Raw genomic sequence first — 18787 nt, forward strand, 5'->3', positions numbered from 1 at the left:
CAGATGACATTGAGGTACAACCAGGGCGAGCCCGTTGGTCTTGGAGGTGTCCTGTGAGACGTACCCCGATCGTGCTGGCCCTGCTGGGCGCGCTTGCCGTCGCCGGCTGCTCCTCTTCCGGAGCCGGTGGACAGCAGAGCGCCGCCCCGCCGGCGTCCTCAGCGGCCCCTCAGGGAAGCGGCGCCAGCTTCGCCGTCATCACCCACGGCGCCCCGGGCGACTCCTTCTGGGACGTGGTCAAGAACGGCGCGGAGGCCGCGGGCAAGCAGTACGGGGCCCAGGTCACCTACCAGGGGGACGGTGACCCGGCCAAGCAGTCGCAGCTCATCGACCAGGCCGTCTCCGGAAAGGTGGACGGCATCGTGGTGTCGATGGCCAACCCCGACGCGCTGAAGGAGGCCATCGGCAAGGCCGTCGCCGCGAAGATCCCCGTCGTGACGATCAACTCGGGAGCCGACTCGTCCAAGGCGTTCGGCGCGATCACGCACGTCGGCCAGTCCGAGGACGTGGCCGGGCGCGGCGCGGGCGAGCAGCTCAAGGCGGCCGGCGTCACCAAGCTGCTGTGCGTCATCCACGAGGCCGGCAACGTCGGGCTCGACCAGCGCTGCAAGGGCGCCGAGGAGACGCTGGGCGGCACGGTCGAGCGGCTGCAGGTGGACGTGAGCAACCTGGCCGACGTCACCTCCAAGGTCACCGCCAAGCTCCAGTCCGACCAGCAGGTCAACGGCGTGCTGTCGCTCAACCCGGCCATCGCGATCGCCGCCAGGGACGCCATCAAGGACGCGGGCTCGCAGGCGAAGCTGGCCACGTTCGACCTGTCGGCCGACGTGATCACGGCGATCAACGACGGGGAGGTCCTGTTCGCCGTCGACCAGCAGCAGTACCTCCAGGGCTATCTGCCGATCACGTTCCTCAACCTCTACAAGGCGAACCTGAACACCGTCGGCGGCGGCCTGCCGGTCAACACCGGGCCCGGGTTCGTGACCAAGGACAACGCCTCCCAGGTGGCCGAGCTGGCGGAGGCGGGCACGCGATGACGGTTGCGGCCGACGAGCGGGTCGCCCAGGTCGGGCTGACCCGCCGCCTGCTCATCCGGCCCGAGCTCGGCGCGGTGGTCGGGCTCGTGGTGGTGTTCGCCTTCTTCGCCGCGCAGTCGCCGGTGTTCCGCTCGCCGGACGGCATCGCCAACTGGCTCGACCCGGCCGCCACGCTCGGCATCATGGCGGTCGCGGTCGCGCTGCTGATGATCGGCGGTGAGTTCGACCTGTCGGCGGGCGTGCTGACGGGGACGAGCGGGCTGATCCTCGTCACGCTGGCCACCCGGTTCGGCTTCAACGTGTGGCTGGCGATGCTGGTGGGCCTGGTCGTGGCGCTGGCCGTCGGGCTCGCCAACGGGCTCGTCGTCACGCGGACCCGGCTGCCGAGCTTCATCGTGACGCTGGGCACGTTCCTGATGCTGCAGGGCGTCAACCTGGGCGTGACCAAGGCGATCACCGGGACGGTGCAGGTCAGCGGGCTGCGGCGGGCCGAGGGGTTCGAGGGCGCGAACGCGATCTTCGCCGGCACGATCGAGATCGGCGGCACCTCGTTCCGGGTGGCGATCCTGTGGTGGATCCTGGTGACGGCGCTGGCCACGTGGGTGCTCATGCGTTCCAGGGCCGGCAACTGGATCTTCGCGGTGGGCGGCAACGAGCAGGCCGCCCGCGCGGTGGGCGTGCCCGCCGCCCGCACGAAGATCGCGCTGTTCATGACCACCGCGGTCGCCGCCTGGCTGGTCGGCTCGATCCTGGCGCTGCGGTACACCTCCGTGCAGGCCAACATCGGCATCGGCCAGGAGTTCATCTACATCATCGCCGCCGTCATCGGCGGCTGCCTGCTCACCGGCGGGTACGGCTCCGCCATCGGGGCCGCCATCGGCGCGGTCATCTTCGGCATGGCCGACAAGGGCATCGTGTTCCTGGGCTGGGACGCCGACTGGTTCAAGTTCTTCCTGGGCGGCATGCTGCTGCTCGCGACGCTGGCCAACCGCCTGGTGCGGCGGTACGCCGAGGAGGTGAGACATTGACCCCGCAGACGACTCCGCAGGCGATCCTGGAGACCAGGGGGATCGGCAAGACGTTCGGCTCGGTGCTGGCGCTGCGCGAGGTGTCGATGGGCGTGGCGGCCGGGCAGGTGACCTGCGTGCTCGGCGACAACGGCGCGGGCAAGTCCACGCTCATCAAGATCCTGTCGGGCGTGCACCGGCACGATACGGGCGCGTACCTCGTGGACGGGCAGGAGGTGAGCTTCGCCAGCCCCCGCGACGCGCTCGACCGCGGCATCGCGACCGTCTACCAGGACCTGGCGATGATCCCGCTCATGTCGGTCTGGCGGAACTTCTTCCTCGGCTCCGAGCCGCGCAAGGGGGTCGCGTTCGACGTGGCCAAGGCCCGGCGGGTGGCCCGCGAGGAGCTGCGCGCCATGGGCATCGACATCCGCGACGTGGACCAGCCGGTCGGCACGCTGTCCGGCGGCGAGCGGCAGTCGGTGGCCATCGCCAGGGCCGTGTACTTCGGCGCCCGCGTCCTCATCCTCGACGAGCCCACCTCGGCGCTCGGCGTCAAGCAGGCGGGCGTGGTGCTGCGCTACATCGCGCGCGCCCGTGACCGGGGGCTCGGCGTCGTCTTCATCACCCACAACCCGCACCACGCCTACCCGGTGGGGGACCGGTTCCTGCTGCTCAACCGGGGCACGAGCATCGGCGAGTACGGCAAGGACGAGATCACCGCGCAGGAGCTGACCGCGCTCATGGCGGGCGGGGCGGAGCTGGAGGAGCTGGCGCACGAGCTGAGACGCGAGTGAGCTTGGCCGACTCTTGACGCGTCGTGGTGGTCGCCGGGACCGGCGGGCAGGTACGTACACCTCGGGACCATCAGCCTCGGGGGATCACCATGACCACGATGACGAGCAGACACGTCGTACTGGAGCCGGCGGCGCAGCGCTTCGCCGACGCGAACGCCAAGCCGCCCTTCATCTACGAGCTCCCGCCCGAGCAGGGCAGGGAGGTGCTGGAGAAGCTCCAGTCCGACCCGGGCGTGCCCAAGCCGGAGATCGACGAGGAGTGGATCCAGGTGCAGGGCGGCCCGACCGGCATCGTCCCGGTGCGGATCGTCAAGCCGGAGGGCGCCGCGGGCACGCTGCCGGTGATCTTCTACATCCACGGCGCCGGCTGGGTGTTCGGCTCCGCGCACACCCACGACCGCCTCGTCCGGGAGCTGGCCGTACGCTGCGGCGCCGCCGTGGTCTTCCCCGAGTACGACCGCGCGCCGGAGGCGAAGTACCCCACCCAGATCGAGCAGAACTACGCCGCCGCCCAGTGGGTGATGGAGCACGGCGCGGAGAAGGGCCTGGACCCGTCGCGGATGGCGGTGTGCGGCGACTCGGTGGGCGGCAACATGTCGATCGTGCTGGCCATGATGGCCAAGGAGCGCGGCGACGTGCGGCTGCTCGGCCAGGCGCTCTTCTACCCGGTCACCGACGCGAACTTCGACACCGGGTCGTACAAGCAGTTCGCCACCGGCTACTACCTCAACCGCGACGGCATGAAGTGGTTCTGGGACCAGTACACCACCGACCCCTCCCAGCGGGCCGAGCCGCACGCCTCGCCGCTGCGCGCCAAGGACGAGGACCTGCGCGGCCTGCCGCCCGCGCTCGTGCTGAACGGTGAGGCGGACGTGCTGCGCGACGAGGGCGAGGCGTTCGCGGCGCGGCTGCGCGAGATGGGCAACGACGTGACCGCGGTGCGGCTGGCCGGGATGGTGCACGACTTCGCCATGGTCGACCTGCTGCGCGACACGAACGCCAACCGCACGGCCATGGGGCTGGCCGTCGAGGCGCTGCGGCGGTGGCTCGGGACGGAATCTACCAAGTAAAGGCGTCCGGCGTGGAGCTGTGGCCCGGCAGACCCCCGGGGCCGTTATTACCCCGCTCATCCGGGCCGCCCGGGACGTCCCCGGGCGGTCCGCACAGGCCGGGTGGCCTGACAGGGCGGTCCGCACAGGCGCGGCGCGACCCGCCCGCCGTAGGGTGCGGCCAGATTCCGCCCCCCTTCGTAGGAGCACCATGACGGCCATCGACTCACCGGCCCTGCCGATCGGTGCGGCGTTCGACCGCATGCCGTTCACGCGCAGGCACGTGCTCATCGCGCTCGCGCTGTTCGTCGCGTTCGTCATCGAGTCCTGGGAACAGCTCGCCCTCGTGTACGTCGCCGGCGATCTCGGCGCGAAGCTGGGCATCGACGCGGCGGGCGTCGGCATCGTGCTGTCGGCGGTGGCGTTCGGCATGATCCCCGGGGTGCTGGTGTGGGGGCCGGTGGCCGACAGGATCGGGCGCCGGCCGACGGCGTTCTGGTCGCTGCTGGCGTACGGGGTGGTCGCGCTGCTCGCGAACGCCACCGGGTTCACCGCGACGATGCTGGTCATCAACGCGTTCATGGTGGCGACCGCGCTGCTGGCCGTGCCGCTGCCGGAGACGGAAGGGCGCGAGCTGGAGTGATCATCGGCGTCGCCCTCGGGGAGGCCGCGCCTACGGTGGTGGCCGTCGGCGACGGCGCCGCGACCTGGCCGGTGGCCCGTGGCGCGGCCCGCAACGCGTCGCGCGCGTGTGTGGCGGCGGACCTGGGCGGGGCGCGCACGGCGCCGGTGGCGGCGATCCGGGTGGGCGGCCCGTGCCCCGAGGCGCTGGGGCCCGTCGTCGGGTCGGGGGTGGCCACGATCGTGCGGGGCGGCCACAGCGTGACGGGGCGTCCGCTGGCTCCGCTGGACACCGGGGCGGTGCGGCGGTTCGCGGCCACGTGCGGGCTGGTGGACTTCGCCGTGACGGCCACGGGGTCGCCGATGCTGGCGGATCACGAGCTGGAGGTGGCGGCGATCGTGGCGGCCGAGGTGCCGCAGGCGCGGATCACGCTGTCGTACGAGTTCGGGTATCCGGGGCTGCGGGAGCGGGAGGCGGACGCGATCCGCAACGCGGCGCTCGGGCCCGAGGCGGGGCGGATCGCGGACGAGGTGGCGCGGGAGCTGCCGGGGGTGCCGGCGTACTTCGCGAGGTCGGGAGGCGGGCTGGTGTCGGCGCACTACTTCCGGCGCTTCCCGCTGACCTGCGATCGGGGGGCGGCGGCGTGCCTGGCCCGGGGGCGGGCGGCGCTCCGCGGGGGCGGCGGGCGGGTGGAGGCTCCGAACGGGGTGGAGGTCCCGGACGGGGTCGTGGCCGCGTACGGGGCGGCGCTCGGGCGGCCGGAGGCGCACGTGGAGCGGATCGTGCAGGCCAGGGGGCGGGCGGAGCTGGACCGGGTGCTGCGGGACGCGCGGGACGAGGCGCTGACCCGGGTGGTCAGCGCGGGAGCGGCGCCGGGCTCGGCCGGGATCGAGGAGATCACGGTGAACCCGCTGTCGTACCTGCCCGACGGCCTCTACCGGGTGCGGGTGACGGCGGGCGGGCGGCCGTGGGCCGGCTGATCGACCTCGACGGGCTCGGCCGGTTCTCGGCGGGGTCGCGGCTGTTCGCGACCGGTGCGGCGCAGTCGTCGTACAACCTGGCCTACGACTGGGCCGCGTCGGTGGTCGGGCGGGGCGTCGAGCTGGTGGCGGCCGACGAGCTGGCGCCGGGCACGTTCTGCGTGGTGGTCAGCCTGGTGGGCTCGACGACGGCGCTGGGCGAGCAGTTGCCGGCGGGGGACGAGCCCGAGCGGGCCGTGCGGGCGCTGGAGCGCAGGCTGGGGGAGCGGGCCGGGGCGGTGGTGGCGCTGAACCTGGCCGCGGAGAACGCGCTGATCCCGCTGATCGCGGCCGCCGGGCTGGGGTTGCCGCTGGTGGACGGCGACGGTACGGGGCGGGTGTTCCCGCTGGTGGAGCAGACCACGTACACGCTGGGCGGGATGAGCGCGGCCCCGCTGGCGCTGGCCGGTGGGGCCGGGGAGCTGGTGCTGCTGGAGACGGCGGCCGACCGGGTGGAGGAGCTGCTGCGCCCGGTGGTGCTGGCGGTCGGGGGGTGGGCGGTGGCGGCGTGCTATCCGATGGCGGCGGGGGATCTGGCGCGGGTACTGGTGCCGGGCACGGTGAGCCTGCTCATGCGGGCGGGCGAGCCCGGGGCGCCGCGGTCGGCCGCGGCGCCGTACGGGGTGCGGACCTTGTGCCGGGGACGGATCCAGGCGGTGGAGGGCAGCACGGGGCACGGGGGCGAGCTGGCTCTGCCGTCGCTGCCGACGAGCATAGTGCTGCGGGAATCGGAGGGGCTGGGGCGGCTGGTGCGGCTGGAGGCGCACAACGAGGTCTTGCTGGCTCTGGCGGACGGGGCGGTGGTGGCGACGGTGCCGGACCAGATCTGCATGATCTCGACCGCGGACGGGCTGGTCGTGGACGTGGACAAGGCCGAGCCCGGCCTGGAGGTGGACATCATGGTGGTCAAGGCCGCGCCGGTGTGGCACACGGACCGCGGCCTCGCGCTGGGCGGGCCGCGCGCGTTCGGGATGGTGCTGTGAGCGGGTCCTTCGCGGCCGGTGAGCTCGCGGTGAGCGGTCCTTGGCGGCTGGGAGCTCGCGGTGAGCGGTCGCCGACCGCGTGGCGCGGGTCGCGGGATGAAGGGTTCGCGTTGAGCGGGGTGCGGGATTTTGCTAGGGGAGGTTCGGGATGAGCGGGGTGCGGGCGCCGGGGTGGGAGGCGCCGGTCACGGTGGCGGAGCTGGTCAACGCGGGGCCGCTGGCCGGGGCGCGGATGTACGGCGCGGGCGAGAACGCCGTGCGCGGGGTGCGGATCGTCGACGAGCCGTCGGTGTTCGCCACGGTCGCGCCGCACACGGCGGTGGTGCTGATCGGGACGGCGGCCAGCGGGGGCTGGGCGGTGGAGATGGCCATGCGCCGGGCCTGGGAGCAGGCGGCGGCGTGCGTCATCGCGCCGGCGGGCGGGCTGAGCGAGGGCTCGGGGGCGGTGCTGGCGGAACGGCTCGGCGTGACGCTGATCTTCGTGGACGAGGATCCGCTGATCGTCGCGGTGCGGGTCGCGTCGGCCGCCTCCCGCCCGGACGCGGCCCGCACGCAGCTCGTGGCCCGCTGCGCCACCCGGCTGGCCGACGCGGGCGCGTCGGCGCGTCGGGTGCTCGGCGTACTGAACGCGGAGCTGCCGGGCACCGCGGTCGCCTTCCTTGACCGGTACGGCCTGCTCCTCGCGGGCCGGCGCGACGCCGCCGTCGACCCGGCCGCATGGCGGGGCCGGCGCGAAACGGGGAGCGCCCCGGTTACGGGCCAGGGGCAGCGCGAAGCGGGGAACGGCCCGGTTGCGGGGCGGGGGGAGGCGGGGGGCGAGGCCGCCGGTGGGCGGGGCCGGTGGTCGGCCGAGGTGGTGGTGCCCGACGAGGAGGGCAAGGTGCTGGGGATGCTGATGGCCGTCGGGTCGTCGCGGTCGTCCGGCTGGCCGGCGGTGGTGCGTACCGTGCTGGAGCTGGCGGTGGCGCCGCTGACGGCGTGGGCCGCGCGGGAGCGCCTGCGCGCCTCCCGCGAGTTCGCCCTGCAGGCGTCACTGGCCGAACGCGTTCTCACCGAGCCCGAGCCCAGCCCCGAGCCCAGCCTCGAACCAAGCCCCGCACCCGCACCAGGCCCCGCACCCGGCCCCGCACCAGCACCAGCACCTGGCCCCGCGCCCGCACCCGGCGTCGCACCAGGCCCCGCACCCGCACTCAGCCCTGGATCAGAGCCCAGCGCCGAACCCGAGCCCAGCCGCGGGCCGGAGCCGAGCCCCGAACCTGAACGCGGACCCGAGCCCGGTCCCGAGTTCGGGTCCGAGCTCAGGGCCGGGCGCGGATCGGGGCCTGGCTCGGGGGCCGGGGGTGAGTCCGAAGCGATGGCGGGCGGCGGGGTGCGGGCCGCCGCGATCGCGCTCGGCTGGCCGATCAGGGGCCCCCTCACGGCGTACCGCATCCGCCCGCTGACCGAGCCCGGCGACGCCCAGCTCGCCTACACGCTCATCACCGCGACCCTCGGCCACGTCCCCGTCATGACCAGAGGCGAGGGCTGGGCGGGCTGGTCCGCGCTGGGCCCGTCCGAGCTGGCCGAGCGCATCCGGCAGGCACTGCAGAGCATGCCGTGGCTGTGCGCCGGGGGAGTGGGCGGCCAGGTGGAGGGGCTGGACGTGCTGGCGGAGTCACTGCTGGGAGCCGAGGCGGCGGCGTACGTGGCGGGTGCGGGCATGGTGCAGCGCGCCGACCGGATCGGCCCGGCCGAGCTGCTCGGAGCGCTCCCGACGGGGGCGTTGCGGGCTCCGGCGGCCGTCGTGCTACGCCCGCTGCTGGCGATCGATCGGGACGGCACGCTGCTGGAGACGCTGGGAGCGGTCCTGGACGAGGGCGGCGCGCTGAAGGCGGCCGAGCGGCTGGGCGTGCACCGCAACACGATCACCACCCGGCTGGACCGCATCAAGTCCGCCGGTTTCGACCTCGACGACGCCGTCACCCGCCTGGCGCTGCAACTCGCCTGCCACGTGATGCTGCGCTGAGCACCATGATGTTGCGCTGAGCACGTGATGTTGCGCTGAGCACGTGATGTTGCGCTGAGCACGTGATGTTGCGCTGAGCACGTGATGTTGCGCTGAGCACGGGGACGTTGCGTTGAGCGCCGTGATGCTGGGTTGAGATCGCGCATGGCATGCTCGTAACGGCACTCCCGGAAGGAGATCCCGTTGGCGGAGGCGGAGCTGTCAGGGGTGAGCAGGTTGCTGGCCGTCAGCGACCTGCACATCGGCTATCCCGAGAACAGGGCCATCGTGGCGGAGCTGAAACCCGTCACGCCCGGCGACTGGCTGCTGGTGGCGGGCGATGTGGGAGAACGGCTGGAGGGCATCACGTGGGCGCTGAGCCTGCTGGCGAGCCGGTTCGAGCGGGTCGTGTGGGTGCCGGGCAACCACGAGTTGTGGACCGTGCCGGGCGAGCCGCCCGAGCTGCGGGGGGTCGCGCGCTACGAGCATCTCGTACGGGTCTGCAGGGATCTGGGCGTCGTCACCCCGGAGGACGAGTATCCGTTATGGGAGGGCGCCGGCGGGCCGGTGCGGATCGTGCCGCTGTTCCTTTTGTACGACTACACGTTCCTGCCGCCGGGCCACCACACCAAGGAGAGCGCCCTGACCTACGCCCACAGCACGGGCGTGGTCTGCACCGACGAGTACGTCCTGCACCCCGACCCGTACCCCTCGCGTGACGCCTGGTGCCGCGCCCGGGTGGCGCAGACCAGCCGGCGGCTGGCCGAGCTGGACGACGACGTGCCGCTGGTGTTCGTCAACCACTACCCGCTGGTGCGCGAGCCGACGGACGTGCTGCGTTATCCGCAGTTCGCGCAGTGGTGCGGCACCACGGCCACGCGCGACTGGCACCGCCGCCACCGCACGGCGGCGATGATCTACGGTCATCTGCACATCCCCCGCGTGACGTGGCACGACGGGGTGCGTTTCGAGGAGGTCTCCCTCGGTTACCCGCGGGAGTGGAAGCCGCGCCCGGGCAACCGCCGCCTGCTGCGCGAGGTGCTGCCCAGCTCATAGTCCCTTCAGGTGGGCGGCGAAGGCGCTCAGGGCGGGCTCGGGGTCGGCGCGCCCGACGCCGATCCTGAACCGGTCGGCGGGCGTGTCGGTGAGCTGCGAGCGGTAGATGCTCGCGGGCAGCAGCAGCACGCCGGCCCGCTCGACCAGCTCGGTGCAGAACGCCTCGACGCCGTCGCGGCCGAGGTAGCGGGGGAAGGCCACGCAGCCGCCGTCGGGCGCCCGCCACTCGAACAGGTCGCCGAACTCGGTGAAGAACGCCTCGAAGCGGGGCAGGTTGGCGGCGATGATGCCCCGGTTGCGCTCCAGGATGCGGTCCCTGGCCTTGATCGCGATCCGGGCCAGCACCTCGCTGGGCGCGGAGTTGCAGATGGTGGTGTAGTGCTTGGCGCGTTCGAGGCGGGAGCGCAGCTCGCGGTCGCGGCAGGCGATCCAGCCGATCCGCAGGCCGGGCAGGCCGAGCGACTTGGAGGTGACGTTCAGCGACAGCGCGGTGGGCGACAGGTCGGCGGCCTGCGGCAGCGTGCGGGCGGGGTCGAGCTCCAGCCCGCGGTAGACCTCGTCGCTGAACAGGTGGATGCCGCGTTCCTCGCACATCGCGGCCAGGCGGGCGAGGTCGGCGGCGGGGATGAGCGCGCCGGTGGGGTTGTTGGGGAAGTTGACCGACACCACGCGGGTGCCGGGCCGGAGGGCCGCCTCGACGGCGTCGAGGTCGAGCGCCCAGCCGCGCGCGGGGTCCAGGGCGACGCCGGTGACCTCGCACAGCGACAGGGGCACGGTCTCGGCGGCCTGGTAGTTGGGGGTGATCACGACGGCGTGGTCGCCGGGGCCGAGCAGGACCTGCATGGCGAGGTAGAGGGCCTCCTCGGCGCCGGCGAAGCAGATCACGTCGTCGGCGCCCGCCCGCTCGTACGTGCTCGCGATGGCCTGGCGCAGCTCAGGGTCGCCGTACGTCTCGGTGTAGCCGAGGGAGAGCGTCTCCCAGGCGCGGGCGTCGTCGGGATCGGCGAGGGCGAGCAGCTCGGCCATGGTCATGGTCTGGGCGTCGGAGGCGGTCAGGTGGTGGCGCGCGGTGAACTCCCAGCGGGAGAAGTAGACCTCCAGCCGGAAGTCGGGCAGTCGGCTCATGGTCGGCTCCTTCTGAGGTCGGCGAGCAGCGCGTACAGGGTGGATCGGGAAATCTTCAGCGCGCCGGCGACGACGGGGACGGCGCGGCGGACGGCGAACACGCCCGCCGCGTCGAGCTCGGCCAGCACGGCGAGGCGGTCGTCGCGGGTCAGCCGCTCGGCGGCGCGCCCGTGCTCGCGGACGTAGGCGCCGACGACCTGGTGCACCCGCTCCGTCCAGTCCTGCTCGAACATGGCCTCGGGGCGCGGCGAGGTCGGCGCGGCGAACGCGGCCAGCAGCGCCGCCGCCTGATCGAGCGGGGTGCGGTCGAGGTTCACGCAGAGCACCGCCGACGGCCGGCCGCCGTCGTCGCGCAGCACGGCGCTGACCGAGGACAGCCGCCGCCCGTCGGGCAGCAGCTTCTCGTACGGGCCGTGGACGTCGTCGCCGGCGGGTTCCAGCCGGTCCAGCTCGCCGAGCATCGACGGGTCGCCGGCGGCGCGCCTGGACAGGGGGTTCCAGACGGCCAGGACGCGGTCGGTCGCGGTGTCGTGCAGCACCACTTCGGCGTGCGGGGCCAGCAGCTTGGCGATCGCCGCGCACACCGGCGACCACATCCGCACGCGCGGGTCTGTCGGGGTCACGCGTCGGATCCTATGTCCAGATCGGACGTTTCATCCAATCCGGTGAATCGCCAACACTTCTTCGCCAACACCTCTTCGCGAACAACTCTTTGCGAAGAGGTGTTTGCGGTCTAGGGTCGGGGCATGAGCGAACCCGACAAGTCCGTCGTCGTCCTCGATGCGAAGGGCCTGCGGGCCCTGGCCCACCCCGTCCGCGTGCAGCTCGTGGACCTGCTCCGCAAGCACGGCCCGTCCACCGCCACCCGCCTGGCCGAGCGCCTGGGCGTCAACTCGGGAACGGCCAGCTACCACCTGCGCAGGCTCGGCGCGGCCGGGTTCGTGGAGGAGGACCTGGAGCGGGGCAACGCACGCGAGCGGTGGTGGCGCTCGGTGCACCGCAGCACCCGGCTGACCGGAGAGGAGCTGGCCGAGCGCGAGCCGGAGGCGGTGCTGGCGTACATGCAGTCCATCGCCGCCCTGTACAACCTGCGCACCCAGCAGGCGCTGAACGAGATGCAGACCATGCCCAAGGAGTGGCGCACCGTGCTGGACCTCAGCTCGTACGCGCTGCGCCTGACCCCGGAGGAGGGGCGGCGGCTGCGGGAGGAACTGGGCGAGGTGATCACCCGTTACCGGCGGGACGAGCCCGGCGCGCGGGCCCCCGAGGACGCGGCGCGGGTCTCGCTCATCACGCAGGTCCTGCCGGAGCCGGCGTGAGATCTCGGTCCCTGTCCGGGGTGCTGGCGGCCATCGCCGTCGCGCTGACCGGGACGCGGGTCTCGGCCATCGCGCTGCCCTGGTTCGTGTACGTGAGCACCGGGAGCGCGGCGCACACGGGGATGGTGGCGTTCGCCGAGATGGCGCCGTACGTGCTGGTCAAGGCGCTGGCCGGACCGATTCTCGACCGGATGGGACCGCGGCGCGTCTCCTGGGCCGCCGACGTGGTGAGCGCGGCGGCGGCCGGCCTCGTCGTCCTGCTGCACACGCTCGGCATGCTGCCGCTGGGCGCGCTCGTCCCGCTCGTCGCGGTGATCGGCGCGGCCCGCGGGCCGGGCGACCTGGCCAAGGAGATCATGGTCCCGGAGGCGGCCGAGCGGGGGCGGGTGCCGCTGGAGCGGGCCACCGGCCTCATGGGCGTCACCGAACGGCTGGCCCAGACGGTGGGGCCCGCGGCCGGAGGCGTGATCGTGGTGGCGCTCGGGCCGATGGCGAGCCTGGGAGTGAGCGCCGGATGTTTCGCGCTGGGCTCGCTGATCGTGGCCTGGGCGCTGCCGCGCGGCATGGGGCAGGGGGCGCCGGCCTCGGCGGAGGGGGAGCGGGAGGGGTACTGGCAGCGGTTCGGGCAGGGGCTGGCGTTCCTGCGCGGCCAGCCGTTGCTGCTCGCCCTGATCGTCGTGGTGAGCGTCACGAACCTGCTCGACGCGGCCTTCTCCCAGGTGCTCGCGCCCGTGTGGGCCAAGGAGTCCGGGCACGGTCCCGCCGTGCTCGGGCTGACCGGCAGCGTGATGGGCCTGACGGCGGTCGGCGGGAGCCTGGTCGCGGCGGCGGTGGCGCACCGGATGCGGCGGCGGCCGGTGTTCTTCGTGGCGTTCCTGCTGGCGGGGCCGCCGCGGTTCCTGATCCTGGCCGCCGACCTGCCGGTGTGGGCGATCGTGGGCCTGTTCGCGGCGAGCGGGTTCGCCGGGGGGTTCCTGAACCCGATCCTGGGAGCGATCACGTACGAGCGGGTGCCGCGCGGCCTGCTGGGGCGGGTGGGAGCGCTGCAGACCTCGCTGGCCTGGGCCGGAATTCCCCTCGGCGGCCTGCTGGCGGGGGCGGCGGTGTCGCTGGCGGGCCTGGCGCCGGTCCTGCTGGCCTGCGGCGCAGCCTACGCCCTGGCCACCGGGCTGACCGGCCTGCGCCCGGAATGGCGGGAGATGGACCGGCGCCGCGGCCGCGCCGCCGCCCCGGCGCCAGGAGAGAGTCCGGCCTAGTCCTGGCGTTCTTCGGCCGGGCAGCGGGCGTCCCGCGCGGGCACGGCCGGCGAGATCAGGTACGCGTCCACGGTGGCCATGGTGCACCGGGTCATCCCGTAGACGCCGTGGCCCCAGCCCTCGTACGTGAGCAGCGTGGCCTTCGGGCCGAGCCGGCGGGCCACGCGGGCGGACCACTCGTACGGCGTGTCAGGGTCGTGCATGGAGGTGGCCACCAGCAGCGGAGCGCTGCCCGTGTACCGCAGCCGATGCTGCGGGTTGCCGACCTGGACCGCGCGGCCCTGGCAGATCGGCATGTCGCCCATCGGCATCGGGTTGTACCGCAGGTCGGGGGCCGCCTCGTTGGCCGCGCGCATCACCTCGGCGTACTCGCCGTAGTCGCGGAGTGAAAGGTCGAAGTCCTGGCACAGGATCGCGGTGGGGAGTTCGGCGGTCTCACCGTTCACGGGCCCGTTGCCGGGAGGGCCCGGCATGTCGTCCGGCACCGGCCCGCCGTCCAGGGCGTGGAGCACCGCGGCCTCCTGCCGCCAGGCGGGCGCCTCGTTGAGCACCACGCCCAGCCAGCGGAGGTTGTGAGCGCTCACCTGCCGACCGGCGGCGCCCGGCCAGTACAGCTCGCCGCGGTCCGCCTTCTCGACCAGCCCTCTCCACAGCGCCCGGACGTCGCGCCCGTGCAGGACGCACCCGGTGTCCCGCTCGCACCAGGCGACGAACTCGTCGAAGCTGTCCTGGACGGCGGCCGCGTCGTCCACCTGGAACGCCTTGACGTTCAGGCTGTGGTCCATGTTGCCGTCCAGCACCATGGCCCTGACCCGGTCCGGGAACAGCTCGGCGTACATCTGCTGGGCGAGCGTGCCGTAGGAGACGCCGTAGGAGGTCAGCTTGTCCTCGCCGAGCGCGGCGCGGATGGCGTCCATGTCACGGGCCACGCTGACCGAGTCGAGGTGGTCGTACAGGGGGCCGGTGCGCTCGCGGCAGTCCGCGTGCAGCTTCTTGTCGAAGGCGATCCATCGGTCGTAGTCGGCCTGGCTGGTCATGACCGGGGCGGGCATCTCGTTGTAGACCGAGGCCGAGCAGGTCACCGAGCCGCTGCGGGCGACGCCCCTGGGGTCGTGGCCGATGATGTCGAAGCGCCGCTGGACGTCAGCGCTGAAGCCGGCGGACCGGAGGATGTCGTTCACGCCGGAGTTGCCGGGGCCGCCCGGGTTGGCCAGCAGGGATCCGATCCGCGCGGCGGGGTCGGTGGCCCTGCGCCGGGCGAGGGCCAGATCGACGGTGGGGCCGTCCGGCTCGGACCAGTCGACCGGCACCGTCAGTGTGCCGCACTCGACGGCCGGCTCCTCCTCGCACCGCTCCCAGACGATGCCGCCCTCGCCGCCGGCGTCCCCGGCGTCCTTGCCGGTCGGCGCCCCGCAGGACATCGTTGCGGCCAGCAGCACCGCCAGCGCCACCCGGGTGATGGCGGGCGGAGAAGTCCTTCCTGGCACCTTGCTCCCATCGTTGATCGACTTGCCGGACGGCCGGGCCCTCTTCCAGGATCCGGCAGAGGGCATCACCGTGACGTCCGGGCAGGAACAGGACATCAGGGTCGGTGGACGCCTCGTCATCCGGGGTGAGCGGAGGCGCAGGGCGCTGGTGGTGGCCGTTGACGCCCGCACGTCCACGGGCGCGTCGAGGTCGGGTCGGCGACGTCGCGGACCTGCTCGGATCGCGCGCGACGGGCACCGCGGGATCCGGGACCGGCCAGTGGCCGGCCCCGGGCGGAGCCGCCTGTCAGCGGGTGGTCATGCCCTGGGCCAGGTCGGCCGCCGTCGCCTCCGGCGCGCGCAGCTCGGGCGGCCCGTAGCCGCCGCCACCGCCGGACTCGCACCGCAGCACGTCCCCGGCCTTGACGGGCAGCGCGTTGGCCTTGAGCATCTCCCGCTCCCCATCGGTCCCCGGGTTGAGGGTGACGCGTGGCGGCGCGCCCGCGAGGCCGCCCGCCAGCCCCCACGCCGGGGTGACCGACCGCTCGAACCACAGCGACAACGACGTGTCCCCGCAGAACTCGTACTCCCGCACCACCCCGTTCCCGCCCCGCCACCGCCCGGCCCCGCCGGTGCCGGGACGGACCTCGTAGCGGGTGACGCGGACCGGGAACAGCGTCTCCAGCACCTCGATCGGCATGTCCCGCAGCGACCCGTTGACGTTGTTGATCAGGCAGCTCTCGCCGTCGCCGCCCTCCCAGGCGCCCCAGCCGCCGACGGTGGCCTCCTGGGAGACGTACAGCTTGCCGGTGCGCGGGTCCGTCCCGGTGAACTGCACGATCATCGAGTCCCCGTACGAGGCCGCCGCCGCCTGGTCCGGCATCGCCCCCGCCAGGGCCTTGACCACGAGGTCGATGAGCAGCCCCAGGTGCGAGTAGTAGTACTGGCAGGCGGCCGGCGACTCGGCGGCCAGCATCGAGCCGGGCCTGGTCGTCACCGACAGCGGCCGGAACGAGCCGCCGTTCAGCGGCACCTCGCCGGAGACCAGCAGCTTGTAGCCGACCCGCACGGCCGCCACCGCCTGCGCCGCGCCGCAGTTGACCGGGCCGAGCGCCTGGTCGGCGCAGTCGGTCAGGTCCACGTGCATGCTCTCGCCCGACACCGTGACCGTCACGTTCACCGGCAGCGGCGTGGCCAGGTCGATGCCGTCGTTGTCGAGGAACCCCGACGCCCGGTACACGCCGTCGGGGACGGCCGCGATGGCCGCCCGCTCCATGCGCTCGGTCTGGGCGAAGATCTCGTCGCGGGCGGCCAGCAGGGTCTCCAGCCCCCACCGGCCGACGATCTCCTTCAGCCGCCGCTGCCCGGTCATCGCGCAGCTCACCTGGGCTCGCAGGTCGCCGAGCGTGGCGTGCGGGAAGCGGACGTTGCGGGAGATGACCTCGTGCAGGTCGCGGCAGGGCTCACCGCCCGCGTACACCTTCACCGGGCCCAGCCGCAGGCCCTCCTGGAAGATCGAGGTGGAGTCCATGGAGCCGCCCGGGTCCTTGGAGCCGACGTCCAGCCAGTGCGCCCGCGACGCGGCGAACCCGGCCAGCTCCCCGCCGGCGAAGATCGGCCCGTAGACGGTGACGTCGTTGAGGTGAGTGCCGCCGATGTAGGAGTCGTTCAGCACCCACACATCGCCCTCCTGCCAGACCTCCCGCCCGTACAGGCGCTCGGTCTCGCGGGTGCACACCTCCAGGTTGCCCAGGAAGATCGGCAGCCCGGACGACTGGCCGAGCACGTTGTGGTCGCGGTCGAGCAGCGCGACCGCGCAGTCCTTGGCCTCGTAGATGACGGGGGTGTAGGAGCTGCGGATGAGGGTGGTGTTCATGTCCTCCGCCGCCTGCAGCAGCGCGCAGCGGATGATCTCGGTGCTGACGGGGTCGATCACGTGTTCACTTTCAGGATGAGGAAGCCGTTGTCATCCACCGTGGCCACGCAGCCGGGCGGGATGACCGTGGTCGCGGTCTCCTCCACCACGATCGCGGGCCCGGCCAGCTCGCCGTCCAGGCCGGCGCGGCGCAGCACGGGGGTGCGGTGCACCGCGCCGTCGAAGATCACATCCCGTACGTCGGGAGCCTCCTGCCCGGAGGCGGCGACGGCCGGCGCGGCGGTGCGCGGGAACGAGCCGAACCCGGTGCTGCGCAGCATGACGAACTCCACCGGCGCCTCGGGCGTGGCGTGCCCGTACCGCGCGGTGTGCGCCTCGGCGTAGCGGGCCGCGATCTCCGCCAGGAACTCCGGCTCGGCCGGCTCGGCGGCGTCGCGCAGCGGGATGGTGAGCGTGTAGTCCTGGCCCTCGTAGCGCATGTCCACGGCGTGCTCCACCCGCCGCCGCTCCTCCGGGACGCCCTGCCCGGCGAGCGCGTCGAGCGCATCCCGCTCCAAAGCCACGAGATTTCCGGACATGTCGGGGCCGTCGAGGGTGTCCTGCGGCCGGAAGTACGGATGCGTCAGATCCCTGCGCACCTCCGCCTCCAGCATGCCCCACGCCGAGAACGCCCCCGGGAAGCGCGGCACCACCACCTCGGAGATCCCCAGCTCGCGCGCGATGAACGCCGCGTGCATCGCCCCCGCGCCGCCGAACGCCACCAGCGCGAACTCCCGCGGCTCCACCCCGTGCTCCACGGTCAGCGTGCGGATCGCCTGCGCCATCTTGGCGTTGGCCACGTCGCAGATGCCCTCGGCCAGCGTCAGCGGATCGATCCGCAGCTCCCCGGCCAGCTCCGCGACCGCGATCCCGGCGGCCTCCACGTCCAGCGTCATCAGCCCGCCCGCGAACCACGCCGGATCCACCCGCCCGAGCACCACGTTCGCGTCGGTGACGGTCGGCCGCGCGCCGCCCCTGCCGTAGCAGGCGGGCCCCGGCACCGCACCGGCCGACTCGGGGCCCACGCGCAGCGCGCCCGCCTCCGCGTAGGCGAGGGAGCCGCCGCCCGCGCCGATCGTGTGCAGGTTCACGATCGGCATCAGCACCGGGTAGCCCTCGACGCGGGCCTCGCTGTTGACGTCCGGCCGCCCGTCCACGACCAGCGACACGTCGAACGAGGTGCCGCCCATGTCCACGCAGATGACGTTGCGCCGGCGCGCCGCACCGGCGCCGGGCCCGCGCCCGAGCAGCCGGGAGGCGGCCACCCCGCCCATCGTCCCGCCGACCGGGCCCGACAGCAGCGTCTGCAGCGGGCGCCGCATCGCGTACGAGGCGTTGACCAGCCCGCCCGACGACTGCATCACGTGCACCGGCACGGCCAGCCCGCGCTCGGCGAAGCGCCGCTCGATCCCGGCCAGGTACCGGCGCACCACCGGCCCGGTGTACGCCTCCAGCACCGCCGACGAGGTGCGCTCGTACTCGCGCCACTCCCGCGCCACCTCGTGCGAGAGCACCACCAGCACGTCGTCGCCCAGCTCGGCCCGCAGGATCTCGCCCGCCCTGACCTCGTGCGCCGGGTCGACGTAGGAGAACAGCAGGCACACCGCCACCGCGTCGAACCCCTCGGCCCGCGCCCGCCTCGCCGCCGCCAGCACCGACTCCTCGTCCAGCGGCGCCAGCTCGCGGCCCCGGTAGTCGAGCCGGCCGCCCGCCTCCATGACGTCCTGGCGCGGCACCAGCGGCGCCGGCTTGCGGTAACGCAGGTCGAACATGCGGTCCCGGTTGCCCCTGGCGATCTGGTAGACGTCCCGGCCGCCCTGGCTCGCCAGCAGCAGCACGCGGGCGCCCTTGCGCTCCAGCAGCGCGTTGAGCCCCTGGGTGGTGCCGTGCACGAAGAACGAGATGCCCGCGGGGTCGTCGACGACCCGGCCGAGCGCGGCGAAGACGCCCTCGGCCAGATCGCCCGGCGTGGTGGGCGCCTTCGAGGCCGTGACGGCACCCGACCGCTCGTCGTAGCAGACGACGTCGGTGAAGGTGCCGCCGATGTCCATGGCGACGCGATAGCTCATGCCGTGAACCGTACGAGGAGCAGCCGCCCGCCGCGGTGTGCGGGGCGCACATCCCGGAGCGGACGGCAGTGCACGGCGCAGGG

16 protein-coding genes are annotated in these 18787 nt (G+C 73.5%); 11 read left to right on the plus strand and 5 right to left on the minus strand.

Annotated elements, in window-relative coordinates; genetic code table 11:
• Positions 1 to 53: 53 nt before the first annotated feature.
• From HD597_RS14465 to HD597_RS14505, 9 genes are all read left to right on the plus strand, one after another.
• Positions 54 to 1037, plus strand: a complete 984-nt coding sequence (locus tag HD597_RS14465; protein ID WP_253742614.1) for a sugar ABC transporter substrate-binding protein — start codon at positions 54 to 56, stop codon at positions 1035 to 1037.
• Positions 1034 to 2065, plus strand: coding sequence for an ABC transporter permease (locus HD597_RS14470; protein WP_253742615.1), 1032 nt, complete (start codon positions 1034 to 1036; stop codon positions 2063 to 2065). Before HD597_RS14465 ends, HD597_RS14470 begins: the two co-directional genes overlap by 4 nt.
• Entirely contained in the window at positions 2062 to 2841 is a 780-nt protein-coding gene (locus HD597_RS14475) for an ATP-binding cassette domain-containing protein (protein WP_253742616.1), read from the plus strand. Before HD597_RS14470 ends, HD597_RS14475 begins: the two co-directional genes overlap by 4 nt.
• 98 nt (positions 2842 to 2939) lie before the next feature.
• Positions 2940 to 3911 carry an alpha/beta hydrolase gene (locus HD597_RS14480; RefSeq protein WP_253742617.1) on the plus strand — a complete coding sequence of 324 codons (972 nt, stop codon included), beginning with the start codon at positions 2940 to 2942 and terminating at the stop codon, positions 3909 to 3911.
• Between the two features lie 190 nt (positions 3912 to 4101).
• Positions 4102 to 4533, plus strand: coding sequence for an MFS transporter (locus tag HD597_RS14485; protein WP_253742618.1), 432 nt, complete (start codon positions 4102 to 4104; stop codon positions 4531 to 4533).
• Positions 4530 to 5492, plus strand: a complete 963-nt coding sequence (locus HD597_RS14490) for a hypothetical protein (RefSeq protein WP_253742620.1) — start codon at positions 4530 to 4532, stop codon at positions 5490 to 5492. The genes HD597_RS14485 and HD597_RS14490 overlap by 4 nt, the downstream gene beginning before the upstream one ends.
• Complete coding sequence (locus HD597_RS14495; protein ID WP_253742622.1) at positions 5480 to 6514, plus strand: DUF917 domain-containing protein; 1035 nt, start codon at positions 5480 to 5482, stop codon at positions 6512 to 6514. The genes HD597_RS14490 and HD597_RS14495 overlap by 13 nt, the downstream gene beginning before the upstream one ends.
• A 148-nt stretch (positions 6515 to 6662) precedes the next feature.
• Positions 6663 to 8519 carry a helix-turn-helix domain-containing protein gene (locus tag HD597_RS64435; protein WP_276082909.1) on the plus strand — a complete coding sequence of 619 codons (1857 nt, stop codon included), beginning with the start codon at positions 6663 to 6665 and terminating at the stop codon, positions 8517 to 8519.
• A gap of 183 nt (positions 8520 to 8702) precedes the next feature.
• Positions 8703 to 9554, plus strand: coding sequence for a metallophosphoesterase family protein (locus tag HD597_RS14505; protein WP_253742623.1), 852 nt, complete (start codon positions 8703 to 8705; stop codon positions 9552 to 9554).
• On the opposite strand, the gene HD597_RS14510 is transcribed toward HD597_RS14505, so the two are convergent.
• Positions 9549 to 10679, minus strand: a complete 1131-nt coding sequence (locus tag HD597_RS14510; RefSeq protein WP_253742624.1) for an aminotransferase class I/II-fold pyridoxal phosphate-dependent enzyme — start codon at positions 10677 to 10679, stop codon at positions 9549 to 9551. The two genes, HD597_RS14505 and HD597_RS14510, sit on opposite strands and share 6 nt — an antisense overlap.
• Positions 10676 to 11302 carry a helix-turn-helix transcriptional regulator gene (locus tag HD597_RS14515; protein WP_253742625.1) on the minus strand — a complete coding sequence of 209 codons (627 nt, stop codon included), beginning with the start codon at positions 11300 to 11302 and terminating at the stop codon, positions 10676 to 10678. Before HD597_RS14515 ends, HD597_RS14510 begins: the two co-directional genes overlap by 4 nt.
• A 123-nt stretch (positions 11303 to 11425) precedes the next feature.
• Between HD597_RS14515 and HD597_RS14520 the strand changes: the two genes are divergently transcribed.
• Together HD597_RS14520 and HD597_RS14525 are read left to right on the plus strand one after the other, a co-directional pair.
• Positions 11426 to 11998 carry an ArsR/SmtB family transcription factor gene (locus HD597_RS14520; RefSeq protein ID WP_253742626.1) on the plus strand — a complete coding sequence of 191 codons (573 nt, stop codon included), beginning with the start codon at positions 11426 to 11428 and terminating at the stop codon, positions 11996 to 11998.
• On the plus strand, positions 11995 to 13254 hold the full coding sequence (locus HD597_RS14525; RefSeq protein ID WP_253742627.1) for an MFS transporter: 1260 nt from the start codon (positions 11995 to 11997) through the stop codon (positions 13252 to 13254). Before HD597_RS14520 ends, HD597_RS14525 begins: the two co-directional genes overlap by 4 nt.
• Here the strand turns inward: HD597_RS14525 and HD597_RS14530 are convergent.
• The 3 genes from HD597_RS14530 to HD597_RS14540 form a co-directional block, all read right to left on the minus strand.
• Positions 13251 to 14741: an alpha/beta fold hydrolase gene (locus tag HD597_RS14530; protein WP_253742628.1), complete on the minus strand. Its 1491-nt coding sequence runs from the start codon at positions 14739 to 14741 to the stop codon at positions 13251 to 13253. The two genes, HD597_RS14525 and HD597_RS14530, sit on opposite strands and share 4 nt — an antisense overlap.
• 286 nt (positions 14742 to 15027) lie before the next feature.
• Positions 15028 to 16656 (minus strand): hydantoinase B/oxoprolinase family protein, encoded by a 1629-nt coding sequence (locus HD597_RS14535; RefSeq protein WP_253742630.1) that lies wholly within the window; start codon positions 16654 to 16656, stop codon positions 15028 to 15030.
• Positions 16653 to 18704 carry a hydantoinase/oxoprolinase family protein gene (locus HD597_RS14540; RefSeq protein WP_253742632.1) on the minus strand — a complete coding sequence of 684 codons (2052 nt, stop codon included), beginning with the start codon at positions 18702 to 18704 and terminating at the stop codon, positions 16653 to 16655. The genes HD597_RS14535 and HD597_RS14540 overlap by 4 nt, the downstream gene beginning before the upstream one ends.
• Positions 18705 to 18787: the final 83 nt, after the last annotated feature.

The organism is Nonomuraea thailandensis (assembly GCF_024172165.1).
Taxonomy (GTDB): domain Bacteria; phylum Actinomycetota; class Actinomycetes; order Streptosporangiales; family Streptosporangiaceae; genus Nonomuraea; species Nonomuraea thailandensis.

Coding starts and splice junctions, on each gene's coding strand:
- HD597_RS14520 (WP_253742626.1), top strand. CDS start 11,426: ATGAGCGAACCCGACAAGTCCGTCGTCGTCCTCGATGCGAAGGGCCTG.
- HD597_RS14485 (WP_253742618.1), top strand. CDS start 4,102: ATGACGGCCATCGACTCACCGGCCCTGCCGATCGGTGCGGCGTTCGAC.
- HD597_RS14470 (WP_253742615.1), top strand. CDS start 1,034: ATGACGGTTGCGGCCGACGAGCGGGTCGCCCAGGTCGGGCTGACCCGC.
- HD597_RS14540 (WP_253742632.1), bottom strand. CDS start 18,704: ATGAGCTATCGCGTCGCCATGGACATCGGCGGCACCTTCACCGACGTC.
- HD597_RS14480 (WP_253742617.1), top strand. CDS start 2,940: ATGACGAGCAGACACGTCGTACTGGAGCCGGCGGCGCAGCGCTTCGCC.
- HD597_RS64435 (WP_276082909.1), top strand. CDS start 6,663: ATGAGCGGGGTGCGGGCGCCGGGGTGGGAGGCGCCGGTCACGGTGGCG.
- HD597_RS14510 (WP_253742624.1), bottom strand. CDS start 10,679: ATGAGCCGACTGCCCGACTTCCGGCTGGAGGTCTACTTCTCCCGCTGG.